This is a genomic window from Paraburkholderia phenazinium, assembly GCF_900100735.1.
Lineage (GTDB): Bacteria > Pseudomonadota > Gammaproteobacteria > Burkholderiales > Burkholderiaceae > Paraburkholderia > Paraburkholderia phenazinia.
Map to the genome: position 1 here is coordinate 54,001 of NZ_FNCJ01000004.1, position 12,126 is coordinate 66,126.

11 protein-coding genes are annotated in these 12,126 nt (G+C 63.4%); 2 read left to right on the forward strand and 9 right to left on the reverse strand.

Annotated elements, in window-relative coordinates; genetic code table 11:
- Nucleotides 1–48 precede the first annotated feature (48 nt).
- The 4 genes from BLQ92_RS10555 to BLQ92_RS10570 all read right to left on the reverse strand — a co-directional run bounded on the left by BLQ92_RS10555 (nt 49) and on the right by BLQ92_RS10570 (nt 3,056).
- Entirely contained in the window at nt 49–402 is a 354-nt protein-coding gene (locus BLQ92_RS10555) for a RidA family protein (protein ID WP_090684131.1), read from the reverse strand.
- 89 nt (nt 403–491) lie between these two features.
- Nucleotides 492–1,412 carry an alpha/beta fold hydrolase gene (locus BLQ92_RS10560; RefSeq protein ID WP_090684133.1) on the reverse strand — a complete coding sequence of 307 codons (921 nt, stop codon included), beginning with the start codon at nt 1,410–1,412 and terminating at the stop codon, nt 492–494.
- A 295-nt stretch (nt 1,413–1,707) separates the two neighbouring features.
- A complete protein-coding gene (locus BLQ92_RS10565) occupies nt 1,708–2,349 on the reverse strand; it encodes a CoA transferase subunit B (protein WP_090684135.1) in 642 nt (213 codons plus the stop codon).
- Nucleotides 2,350–2,351: 2 nt separating this feature from the next.
- On the reverse strand, nt 2,352–3,056 hold the full coding sequence (locus tag BLQ92_RS10570) for a CoA transferase subunit A (protein WP_090684137.1): 705 nt from the start codon (nt 3,054–3,056) through the stop codon (nt 2,352–2,354).
- A gap of 342 nt (nt 3,057–3,398) precedes the next feature.
- On the opposite strand from BLQ92_RS10570, the gene BLQ92_RS10575 reads away from it, so the two are divergent.
- Entirely contained in the window at nt 3,399–3,944 is a 546-nt protein-coding gene (locus tag BLQ92_RS10575; protein WP_090684139.1) for a PAS and helix-turn-helix domain-containing protein, read from the forward strand.
- A gap of 51 nt (nt 3,945–3,995) precedes the next feature.
- Here the strand turns inward: BLQ92_RS10575 and BLQ92_RS10580 are convergent, their stop codons facing one another.
- Nucleotides 3,996–4,427, reverse strand: coding sequence for an acyl-CoA thioesterase (locus BLQ92_RS10580; RefSeq protein ID WP_090684141.1), 432 nt, complete (start codon nt 4,425–4,427; stop codon nt 3,996–3,998).
- 42 nt (nt 4,428–4,469) lie between these two features.
- The gene (locus BLQ92_RS10585; protein WP_090684143.1) at nt 4,470–5,246 is read right to left on the reverse strand and encodes an SDR family oxidoreductase; all 777 of its coding nucleotides are present in this window, start codon (nt 5,244–5,246) and stop codon (nt 4,470–4,472) included.
- Between the two features lie 219 nt (nt 5,247–5,465).
- Here BLQ92_RS10585 and BLQ92_RS10590 point away from each other — a divergent pair, with 219 nt between their 5' ends.
- A complete protein-coding gene (locus tag BLQ92_RS10590; RefSeq protein ID WP_090684145.1) occupies nt 5,466–7,139 on the forward strand; it encodes an electron transfer flavoprotein-ubiquinone oxidoreductase in 1,674 nt (557 codons plus the stop codon).
- Nucleotides 7,140–7,319: 180 nt separating this feature from the next.
- On the opposite strand, the gene BLQ92_RS10595 is transcribed toward BLQ92_RS10590, so the two are convergent.
- The 3 genes from BLQ92_RS10595 to BLQ92_RS10605 form a co-directional block, all read right to left on the reverse strand.
- A complete protein-coding gene (locus tag BLQ92_RS10595; protein ID WP_090684147.1) occupies nt 7,320–8,789 on the reverse strand; it encodes a tetratricopeptide repeat protein in 1,470 nt (489 codons plus the stop codon).
- A 43-nt stretch (nt 8,790–8,832) separates the two neighbouring features.
- A complete protein-coding gene (gene aroC / locus BLQ92_RS10600) occupies nt 8,833–9,933 on the reverse strand; it encodes a chorismate synthase (RefSeq protein WP_090684150.1) in 1,101 nt (366 codons plus the stop codon).
- Nucleotides 9,934–10,143: 210 nt separating this feature from the next.
- The gene (locus BLQ92_RS10605) at nt 10,144–12,081 is read right to left on the reverse strand and encodes an MFS transporter (protein WP_090684152.1); all 1,938 of its coding nucleotides are present in this window, start codon (nt 12,079–12,081) and stop codon (nt 10,144–10,146) included.
- Nucleotides 12,082–12,126 lie beyond the last annotated feature (45 nt).

Sequence of the window (12,126 nt, forward strand, 5' to 3'; positions counted from 1 at the left end):
CGGGCCAGACGGATCAACAGGGATTCAACAACACTTTCTGATGCGGACTTAACTGCGCTGTGCAGCGACTACGACCACTTCAACCAGGCACTTCGGGTTCGCGAGCTTCGCTTCGACGGTGGCGCGCGGCGGCGTGGCGCCCTGCGCAACCCACTGGTCCCACACCTCATTCATGCCGGCGAAATGAACCATGTCGGAAATATAAATCTGCACCGAGAGCAGATGCGACTTGTCGCTGTTCACTTCGGCCAGCAGACGGTCGATGTGGCCAAGCACTTCGCGCGTCTGGCCGGTGATGTCCTGATCTGCGTCCTCGGCGATCTGGCCGGCAAGGTACACGGTGCCGTTGTGCACGGCGATTTCGGAGAGCCGCTTGCCGACGTGGTGACGAATGACTGCCATAACGATTCCTGATGTTGGTTAAGGTTGAACCGGGGTGCCTTGTACGCTGACATTACGCCCCTTCACGGAGCGTGCCGCGCAACCCCATATTATGACGCCTCGGCAGCCGGCCAGACAAAGAAACGGCGGGCAATCTCGATCTGCTCGGCACTGAGAAACGCCGGCGCGTGACCCACACCGGGGATTTCCACACTAGACACCGCGTTGCCCTCGGCGATCATCTTTTCGACCGTTTCATGCGACAGCAGGTCGGACTGCGCGCCACGCACCACCAGCACCGGCCCCTGGATGGCCTTCAGCGCACCCCACAGGGCCAACTCGCCAGCCGCCGCCATCTCATCCGTGGTGGCCGCGAACGGCTGGGCAATGCGAGGGTCGTAGCGGAAATACCATGCGCCGTCGCGCTCCTGCAGTAGCGGCGTGTTGATCTCGCGCCATTCTTCCTGCGTCAGCGGACCGAACGATTGCGCCAGCAGCGCCGCGTAATCGATGCCTTGCTGCAGGGTTTCGAACTGCACCGGTTTGCCGAGGTAATCGCCGATGCGGGTGACCGCGACAGGCTCGATGTGCGGACCGACGTCGTTGAGCAGCAGCTTCTGGATCGGCGAGCCTGGCTGGCCCGCGAGCCCCAGCCCGATCAGCCCGCCCATCGAGGTGCCGAACCAGTCCACCTTCTCCACGTCGAGCCGCGCGATCAGCGTGACCATGTCCGCGACGTACTGCGGCACCGCGTAATAGCTGGGGACGTTTAGCCAGGATGAAAGCCCCCGCCCGACCACATCCGGGCAGATCACACGATACGTGTCCGCAAAGGCCGCCGCCAGCCTGTCGAAGTCGCGCCCTGAACGCGTCAGGCCATGCACGCAGACCAGCACCCGCGGATTCGCCGGGTCGCCCCATTCGGTATAGGCCATACGATGCAAGCCGCCCGGGCTCGCACACTGCACGAAACGTTGACGGGGCGTAGCCGCGCCGGCGGCGGTATGCGAAGCGGGGGACGTGGCGGTCATCAAATTTTCCTTGTGAAGGCGCGGCGCATCAAACAACAGGCATCGTGAAGACGATTGTAAACTGCTTTGCCGCGCACCAAGGATCAGCCGAACGGCATAGGCATAGGCATAGGCAAAAGCAAAGCGCGCTCACCGGGCCCGCACAACCGCCGCCCAAAAACAAAGCGGGCGAAGACTCAACAAGTCTCGCCCGCTTCGCATCGATGCTGCCTCAGCGGCAAGCCGCCGTGCCTGGCACCGCAGCAGCCCGGCACCAAATCGGCCCATTCGGCCAAACCTGGCCAATCCAGCCCAATCAGCTCACAGCGCTCACATCGAGCGGCGCGCCGGTCTTGGCCTTGATCTCATCCACCGTCACACCCGGCGCCAGTTCGGTCAGCTTCAGGCCATCCGCCGTCACTTCGATCACACCCAGGTCAGTGATGATCTGATCGACCACCCCCACGCCCGTCAGCGGCAGCGTGCATTCTTCGAGGATCTTGTGCTGGTCGCCCTTCGCGACGTGCTCCATCAGCACGACGACGCGCTTGACGCCTGCCACCAGATCCATCGCGCCGCCCATGCCCTTGATCATCTTGCCCGGGATCATCCAGTTCGCCAGATCGCCCTTCTTGCTGATCTGCATCGCGCCCAGGATGGCGAGGTTGATGTGGCCGCCGCGGATCATCGCGAACGAGTCCGCCGACGAGAAGATCGACGAGCCCGGCAGCGTCGTCACCGTCTGCTTGCCGGCGTTGATCAGGTCCGCGTCCACTTCCTCTTCGGTCGGCGACGGGCCGATGCCGAGCAGGCCGTTTTCCGACTGCAGCCACACTTCGACGCCCGCCGGCACGTGGTTCGCCACCAGCGTCGGCAAGCCGATGCCGAGGTTCACATAGAAGCCGTCCTGCAGTTCCTTTGCCGCGCGCGCGGCCATTTCGTCACGAGTCCATGCCATGATTACGCTCCTTTCGCGCGGACAATGCGTTGTTCGATGCGTTTCTCCGGATGCGCATTGAGCACAATGCGCTGCACGAAGATGCCCGGCGTATGGATGGCGTCCGGATCGAGTTCGCCCACTTCCACGATCTCCTCGACTTCCGCCACAGTGATCTTGCCCGCCATCGCGCACATCGGGTTGAAGTTGCGCGCCGTGCGGCGATAGATCAGGTTGCCCGATTTGTCGGCCTTCCACGCCTTGACGAGCGCCACATCCGCCGTCAGCGAGTGTTCGAGCACGTAGTGGTTCTCGCCGAACTGGCGGGTTTCCTTGCCCTCGGCGATCAGCGTGCCGTAGCCGGTGTTGGTGAAGAACGCGGGAATGCCCGAGCCGCCCGCACGCAACTTCTCGGCGAGCGTGCCTTGCGGCGTGAATTCGAGCTCGAGTTCTCCGGCCAGGTACTGGCGCTCGAACTCCTTGTTTTCGCCCACGTACGACGAGATCATCTTCTTGATCTGGCGCGTTTCGAGCAACAGGCCGAGGCCGAAACCGTCGACACCCGCGTTGTTGCTGATGCAGGTGATGCCTTTGACGGCGGAGTCGCGCAGCGCCGCGATCAGCGCCTCGGGAATGCCGCACAGGCCAAAGCCGCCGACGGCGAATGTCTGCCCGTCCTTGACGATGTCCTTGAGCGCGGTAGCCGCGTCTGGATAGACCTTGTTCATCAGTGTGTCCCTTCCTTTATGGAAACCCGAGAATCCGGCACGCCGGCCGCCGGATCAGTGCGATGCGTGGTGAGGCGCGGGGTTGGCTCTAGCTGGGTCTCGCTCACCGCGGCGGATGCCTGTTACGCGAGAGGCGCCGCCGCTGGCAGGCCACGCGGCCCGAGCCCAGAACGTCATTCTAGTCATCCCCGGCGAGCCTTGCGTCGACATTGCACAGTCGAGCCGGCAGCCCCGTCACCTGGCGCTTCGCAGCCTTGTGATTTGCCGGAAAGGGTACGATGCGCAGGCCATACGGCACAATACGCAAAAATACATAAGTGATTCTCCGCTTTCGCACCTTTCATGCCCGCACTGGATTACCAAACCGCCTTCCACCTCGCGCCGATCGGCCTCGTGCTGTCGCGCGAGCGCGTCATTGAAGACTGCAACGAGCAGCTAGCGGCGATCTTCGGCTGCCCGCGCGAGTCGCTGCTCGGCCAGTCGTTTCAGGTGCTGTATCCGTCCACGGACGAGTTCGAGCGCATCGGCGCCCGCATTCCGCCCATCATGACCGCGCAAGGCAGCTACGCCGACGACCGGATCATGAAGCGCGCCAATGGGGAACTGTTCTGGTGTCATGTGACGGGCCGCTCGCTCGAGCGCACCGATCCGCATGCCGCAGGGGTGTGGACTTTCGAGGACCTGAGCGCAACGCGCCGGGTCGCGGTAGAACTGACGCCGCGCGAGCGCGAAATCGCCGCGCAACTCGTGACGGGCAAGACCAGCAAGCAGATCGGCCGGGTGCTCGCGATCAGCTCGCGCACGGTGGATGTTTACCGGGCGCGGCTGATGCGCAAGTACGGAACAGGCAATGCGACCGAGTTGTTGCAAAAGCTGCTCGGGCATTGAGAGAGCACTGAACAGCGAGCAGGAAAGCGGTTCGGGAAGAGGCCGCCCGCTTCAACCCGCCTTGACGAGCAACGCGTTTTCGATCGTCGAGCGCAGCAAGTCGGGAATCGTCACCGACTTGCCGGCCGCGTAATCGATCCACACGCAGCGCGCCGCGCCCCGTGCATAGACGGTCGACGGATCGTCGGCGCGCGTCAGTTCGAAGCGGGTATCGAAGCTGCTTCGGCCGGGCGTGCCGACCGACATGCGGCCAATGATGTCGCCGGGGTAATGGAGTTGCTTGAGAAAGTCCATCGAGGCGTTGACGATCACCGGCCCCTGCCCTTCGCCATTGCCGCCGGCAATCCCGAGTTGCTCGAACCACGAGATCCTCACCTGCTCCATGTAACGGAAATAGACCGTGTTGTTCACATGGCCAAATGCGTCCATGTCGCCCCAACGAATCGGCATGGACATCTCAAAAACTGGGTGATATTCGTTCATCGTACTTCTTCTACTGGTTGAAACAGGTGTGGGCATCCCGCGTCAGGAAAGCCCGAAACCGTCGTCGGCGGAAATGATCGCGCCGTTAATGAACTGCGATTCGTCGGCGGCCAACAGCAGCAACAGGCCGTCCAGGTCCTCCGGTTGACCGACGCGGTGGCGCGGCAGCATCGAGACGAGCTTCTGGCCCTGGTCGGTCGACCAATGGTGATGATTGATCTCGGTGTCGATATAGCCCGGGCAGATCGCATTCACGTTGATGCCATGGCGCCCCCACTCCTGCGCCATCGCTTTCGTCATGTGGACCACGGCGGCCTTGCTCATCGAGTACAAACCGATCTGTGGCAGCACGCGCAAGCCCGCCACGGAGGCGATGTTGATGATGCGATAGGACGGCTTCTGGCCGCCGTTGCCGCGCATGATCATGCGTTTGGCGACTTCCTGGGCGACGAAGAAGGCGCCGCGGGTATTGGTATCGAAGACATACTCGAAATCGGCCGGCGTGACTTCCGAGAGCTTCTGCGTGGTCGACACGCCCGAATTGTTCACCAGAATATCGATCGTGCCCGCTTCCGTCTCGGCGTGCGCCACGGCCGCCTTGATGCTCTGGTAATCGGTCACGTCGAGCGAGACGACGTGCGCCGCGCCGCCGGACGCTTCGATTTCGGCACGCAACTCTTTCAGACGCTCGGTGCGGCGGCTCGCCAGCACCACCTTCGCCCCGGCCTGCGACAGCACCTGAGCGAAGCGTTTGCCCAGCCCGCTCGAGGCGCCCGTAATCAGCGCGACCTTGCCTTCCAGATTGATCGAACGGCCCATTGTGGTTACCTTGTTCGGTTGGGTTACAGGCGCGGCGAGGCCGCGGAGGTCAATGAAAACCTGCCGAATACCTGGTGCATACCCGGAGAATCCCGGGGCAACACCGTATCACAGAAATAGAACGATCGTGCTAATCTTTGTTCATTGGGTTGCGGCGCTGGAATCGTTCGCCCACAATACGATCCCGAAAAAAGCATTCTAACGGTAAGAGGAGCATCAATGACCCCCGCAAGTCTCATTGAGCAGTACGGCCCGCGCGAGTCGATGGAGTACGACGTGGTGATCGTCGGCGGCGGCCCCGCCGGCCTGTCCGCGGCGATCCGCCTGAAGCAGCTGGCGCAGGAGAAAGGCGTCGACATTGGCGTCTGCGTACTGGAAAAAGGCTCGGAGATCGGGGCGCACATCCTCTCCGGCGCGGTCATGGACCCCCGCGCGCTGAACGAACTGATCCCCGACTGGAAGGAGAAAGGCGCGCCTTTGGACGTTGAAGTGACCGAAGACCGCTTCCTGTTCCTCTCCGAAACGGGCTCGAAAAGCGTGCCGACATGGGCGCTGCCCGACAACTTCAAGAACCACGGCAACTACGTCATCAGCCTTGCCAACGTCACGCGCTGGCTCGGCCAGCAGGCTGAAGCGCTGGGCGTGGAGATTTTCCCGGGCTTTCCGGCTGCCGAAGTGCTGTATAACGACGACGGCTCGGTCAAGGGCGTCGCCACCGGCAATCTGGGCATCGGCAAGGACGGCCAGCCGACCGAAAACTTCCAGCTTGGCATGGAGCTGCACGCCAAATACACGCTGTTCTGCGAAGGCGCGCGCGGGCATCTGGGCCGCCAGCTGAGCGACAAGTTCAAGCTGCGCGACGGCGCCGACCCGCAGGTCTACGGCATCGGCATCAAGGAACTGTGGGAAATCGATCCGTCGAAGCACAAGCCGGGTCTGGTGATCCACACGGCCGGCTGGCCGCTCGAGAACGACACCTATGGCGGCTCGTTCCTCTACCACCTCGACAACAACCAGGTGATGATCGGCTTTGTGGTCGGCCTGGGCTACACGAATCCGTATCTCTCGCCGTTCGAGGAATTCCAGCGCTACAAGACGCATCCGTCGATCCGCGCGTTCCTGGAAGGCGGCAAGCGCGTCTCGTACGGCGCACGGGCCATTACGGCGGGCGGCCTGCTGTCGCTGCCGAAGCTGGTGTTCCCGGGCGGCGCGCTGGTAGGCGACGACGCGGGCTTCCTGAATGCTTCGCGCATCAAGGGTTCGCACGCCGCAATCAAGACCGGCATGCTGGCCGCCGACGCCGCCTTCGAGGCAGTCCAGGCCGGCCGCCAGTCGGATGAGCTCACGGCGTATCCGGAAGCGTTCAAGACCTCGTGGCTGCACACCGAGCTGTACCGTGCGCGCAACTTCAAGCAGTGGATGAGCAAGGGCCTGTACCTGGGCACGCTGATGGTGGGCCTCGAGCAGAAGGTGCTGGGCGGCAATGTGCCGTGGACGCTACATCACCAGCATTCGGACCACGAAATGCTGAAGCCGGCCTCGCAGTGCAAGCCGATTGTGTATCCGAAGCCGGACGGCAAGCTGACCTTCGACCGTTTGTCGTCGGTGTTCATTTCGAACACCAACCACGAGGAAAACCAGCCGGCTCACCTGACGCTGAAAGACCCGAGCGTGCCGGTGAACGTGAACCTGGCCACCTACGCTGGGCCGGAATCGCGTTACTGCCCGGCGGCTGTGTATGAATTCGTGAAGAACGACGACGGTAGCGAGCGCCTGCTCATCAACGCGCAGAACTGCGTGCACTGCAAGACCTGCGACATCAAGGACCCGACGCAGAACATCGTGTGGGTTACGCCGGAAGGTGGCGGTGGGCCGAACTATCCGAATATGTGATGCGGCGCGCTCGCGCTGAGTAACTGGACGCAAAAAGGATGCGAAAAGCGCCGCTTCGAGCGGCGCTTTTTTTCGTCTGCTTTTCGTTTGCCCGGGTTGCGCCCCGTCTGCCGGGCTTGGGCTTCATCTGCTGGGCTTGAGTTTCGTCTGCTGCGCTCGCGGATTGCCTGCGAGTCTCGCTCAACGTTCGGCCAGCGCTTCCAGTCTCGCGCGCACGCTCGCCAGCACCGGCGCCCAGGCGCCGATCGCCGGCTGGCGGAACAGCTCGACCGAGTCGTACCACGGCGTGCGGTGCGTCTGCTCGCCCCAGAACCACGCCGACACGTGATCGATCATCAGACAGGTCGGCACGCCCAGCGCGCCGGCCAGGTGGGCGGGACCGCTATCGATGGTCACCACGAGGTCCAGGTTGGCGAGTAGCGCCGCCACATCGTCGAAGCCCGCTTCGAAATGCGGCGTGGGATCGACAATCTCGATGCCATGCGCACGCCATTGCTCGACCGTCGCGAAACGCCCCGGCGAGAGTGCGAAATACGTGATACCCGGCACCGTCAGCAACGGTTCGAGTTGGTCGACCGGCACCGAACGCCGCGCGTCGCGAATGTGTTGCGGGTTGCCGTTCCACACCAGGCCGACTTTGGGCCCGCCACGCGCCACTGTTTGCGCGACGCGCTCGCGCCACATTGCGGCGCGGGCCGGATCGGCGCTCAGATAGGCGCGGCCCCAGCCCGTGGAATCGAAAACGCCGAGGCGCAGAGGTATGCTCATCAGCCCGCAGTGAAAGTCCGGCCGGGTGATGAGGCTGGTTTCGAGTACTACATCGGCGGGCAGCATTCGTTCGAATAAATGCCGCAGTGGCCCATCGTGACCGAAGATCACCCGCCCGCCTTCGCGCCGTGCCCGCTCGGCGAGCAAGGGCAAAAAGCGCACCGCCCACAGGCAATCGCCGTTGCCCTGTTCGCCATAGACGATCAAGGTCTTGCCGGCGAGCGACTCACCCTGCCAGTAACTGCTGATCTCGGCGAGCGCCCGGTGTGCATCGTTCAGATCGTCGCCAAATACGATGCGCGATTCGTAGTTCGCCCAACCGTCGGCATAGCGGCCCGAACGGATTTCCAGCTCCGAGAGGTCGAAGCTCGCATGCGCGTTGTTCGGCGACAGTTCCAGCACCCGCCGCAAGAGTGCCTCGGCTTCGGCAAAGCGCGCCTGTTCCTTGATGCACAACGCGAGCTTGTGAAGCGCGACCGGATTGCCCGGCACCACCCGCACAGCCTCGCGTAACAGGCGCTCCGCTTCGTCGAAATCGTCACGTTGCTGGACAGCGGCTGCGCGCCAGACGAGCGCGTTGGCATCTTCGGCATTGCTCGCCAGCAGCAGCGCCGCGGCCGAGTCGACCAGAGGCCAGTCGCGTACGACAAATCCGGTTTGAGCAATGGTATGGAGCAGCGTGGGCTCGCAGGCGGGATCGAGCTGATAGGCCTGCACCAGTGCGGCGAGCGCCTCGCGCTGCTGGTCGCGGTTACGCCCCGCCGCCTGCAGCAACGCCTGGCCGAACGCGAGCCAGTCTGTGGCGCTCGCCTGCGGCGCGGCGACCCGCGCGCGCAACTGCGCCAGCGCGTCGCCGGCTGCGGGGGTATTCGGGTCGATCATCGAGGCAATTCCGGCCGGGACGGCAAGACGCGCAAGACGCGACTTAGGGCGCGCTTGCCGCGATCTTCGGCGTGCCGACCACCACATCGCCGCACTGCGCGCGATGGCGCAGCGCATGATCGATCAGCACCAGCGCCAGCATAGACTCGGCAATCGGCGTGGCGCGGATACCGACGCAAGGATCGTGACGCCCGAAAGTCTCGACGATGGCCGGTTGACCATCCTTGTCGATGGAGCGGCGCGGTGTACGAATGCTCGAGGTCGGCTTGATGGCGATCGACACGGTAATCTCCTGCCCCGTCGAAATCCCGCCGAGCACACCACCCGCGTGATTGCCGACGAAACCTTCCGGGGTCAGCTCGTCGCCGTGCACCGAGCCGCGCTGCGCGACGCTGGCGAAGCCCGCGCCGATCTCGACGCCCTTCACCGCGTTAATGCCCATCATGGCATGGGCGATGTCGGCGTCGAGCCGGTCGAACAACGGCTCGCCGAGCCCAACCGGCACGCCCGAGGCGACCACGTTGATGCGTGCGCCGATCGAATCGCCGTCCTTGCGCAGCGCGTCCATATAGGTTTCGAGCTGCGGCACCACATCTGCGTTCGGTGCAAAGAACGGATTTTCGCGCACGTGCGACCAGTCAATGAACGGTACGTCGATCTCGCCGAGCGCCGCCATATAACCGCGAATCTCCGTGCCGAAATGCTCGCGCAGCCATTTCTTGGCCACGGCGCCCGCCGCGACGGTCGGCGCGGTCAGACGCGCCGACGAACGGCCACCGCCACGATAGTCGCGGATACCGTATTTCTGCCAGTAGGTGTAATCGGCGTGGCCCGGGCGGAACGTTTCCGCGATGTTGCCGTAATCCTTGCTGCGCTGGTCCGTATTGCGGATCAGTAGCGCAATCGGCGCGCCGGTGGTGACGCCTTCGAACACACCCGACAGAATCTCGACCTTGTCCTCTTCCTGACGCTGCGTGACATGGCGCGAGGTGCCCGGCTTGCGGCGGTCCAGTTCGAACTGGATGTCGTCTTCAACCAGCGTCATACCCGGCGGGCAACCGTCGATCACGCAGCCGATAGCGGGGCCGTGCGATTCGCCAAAGGTCGTGACAGTGAAAAGCGTACCAAGCGTATTGCCGGACATGGGCGTCGTCCAAAGAGATGCAGGGAAGCCGCTATTATGCCAGCCTGCCCCGCAACGAGGGCCGCACCGCATGGGCGTTGGGCCTAACAGATCTTGCAGGGGAGTCTGTTCGGACCCCCATGCCCGTTAAGCGCGGCCGCGGCTCGCCTGGTTGCCACCTTAGTTGCCACCCTGGTTGCCGCGCCTCGTTGCCGCGCGCATTTGCCTTGCCTATTTGCGCGCCCCGCGCAACTCGGTCACGATCTGCTGCAGCCCTTCAGGCGTCACCTGCGCGGGATCCAGCGGCTCGCCGACTGCCAGCGTCAGCCGGCTCATCACGCCTTTTTGCACCGGCCGCGGCCAGCGTGCGTCGGCAGCGCGCGAAAACACGCTGCCCCACAGCCCCCGCAGCGCCATCGGCACCACCGGCGCCGGCGTGCGGCGGATGATCTCGGTCACGCCGTGCCGGAACGGATTGAGCTCGCCCGTCTTGGTCAGCTTGCCCTCCGGAAAAATGCACACCAGATCGCCCCCGGCGAGCGCCTGAGCGCAGGTTTCATAGGCCCGCTGGAGCATTTCCGGGTCTTCGTGGGACGGCGCGATCGGAATCGCCTTGGCGTGGCGGAACACCCAGCCGGCCAGCGGCGTCTTGAAGATGTGGTGATCCATCACGAAGCGGATCGGACGCGGGCTCTCGGCCATGATGACGATCGCATCGACATAGCTCACATGGTTGCACACCAGGACCGCCGCGCCCTCCTCCGGAATGCGTTCGGCATGCACGAGGCGGATCCGGTAGAACGTGTGCACCAGCACCCATGCCACAAAGCGCAGCAGAAACTCCGGCACCAGCGAGTAGATATAGGTGGCCACCACGATGTTGAGCAGCGCCGTCACGAGGAAAATACCCGGAATGCTCACGCCCGCCGAGGTCAGCGCCATCGCCATCAGCGACGACACGATCATGAAGAACGAGTTGAGAATATTGTTCGCCGCGATGATGCGCGCGCGATGGCTCGGCTGGCTGCGGCTCTGGATCAGCGCGTAGAGCGGCACGCTATAGAAGCCGCCGAACATCGCAAGCAGGAACAGATCGGCAAGGACGCGCCAGTTGGCCGGCATCAGCATAAATTCGCCGACGCTCAGCAAGTGCCCCACCGGCGGCATCGCGTGACTCGCGAAGAACAGATCGATGCCGAATACGCTCATGCCGATCGAGCCGAGCGGCACAAGGCCGATTTCGATGCGCCGCTTGGAGAGCCGCTCGCACATCAGCGAACCAAGGCCGATGCCAATCGAGAAGGTGCCGAGCAGCACGGTCACGACATCGGGGTTGGCCGACAGCACATCCTTGGCGAAACGGAAAAATGACGACAGGAAGGTCGCGCCGACAAACCACAACCACGAAATGCCCAGCAAGCTGAGAAAAACCGTGCGGTTCTCGCGGGCGATCTTCAGATTGCGCCACGTTTCGGTAACCGGGTTCCAGTTGATCTGCAGATCCGGCTGCGGCGCCGGTGTGGCCGGCACAAATACGGACACCGCGCGCCCCAGCAGCGCGATCCCAACGCAGGCAAACGCCAGCACCACAGCGCCATGCTCGACGAATCCGGCCGCCTCGCCGCCGATGATGGTGCCAACGAGAATGGCGACGAAAGTGCCCATTTCGACCATGCCGTTGCCGCCCACCAGTTCGTTCTTCTGCAGATGCTGTGGCAGGTACGAATACTTGACCGGGCCGAACAGGGTGGAATGCACCCCCATCAAAAACGTGCAGAGATACAGCAGCGGCGCACTATGCAGCCAGAAGCCGGTCCCGCCAATCAGCATGACGCCGATTTCGAAGGTCTTCACAAAGCGCGTCAGCATCGCCTTATCGTACTTGTCGGCAATCTGCCCGGAGGTGGCGGACAGCAGTACGAACGGCAGGATGAAGATCGCCGAGATCAGAAACGCCGCGGTCTTCGCATCGACGCCGGAAAAGCGCGCGGTCTGATACGTGACGAGCGAGGTGAAGCCGATCTTGAACACGTTGTCATTCATCGCACCCAGGAACTGGGTCCAGAAAAACGGCGCAAAACGCCGTTCGCCCAACAAGCGGAACTGGGACTCGTGCGCATCGTCACGGTGGGCGGCGCGGCGGGCGGCGGGTATGGGACGGTCGCTCATGAAGACTGGAGAGTGGGAGAAGGGACCTGACGTAAAAAAGGCGCA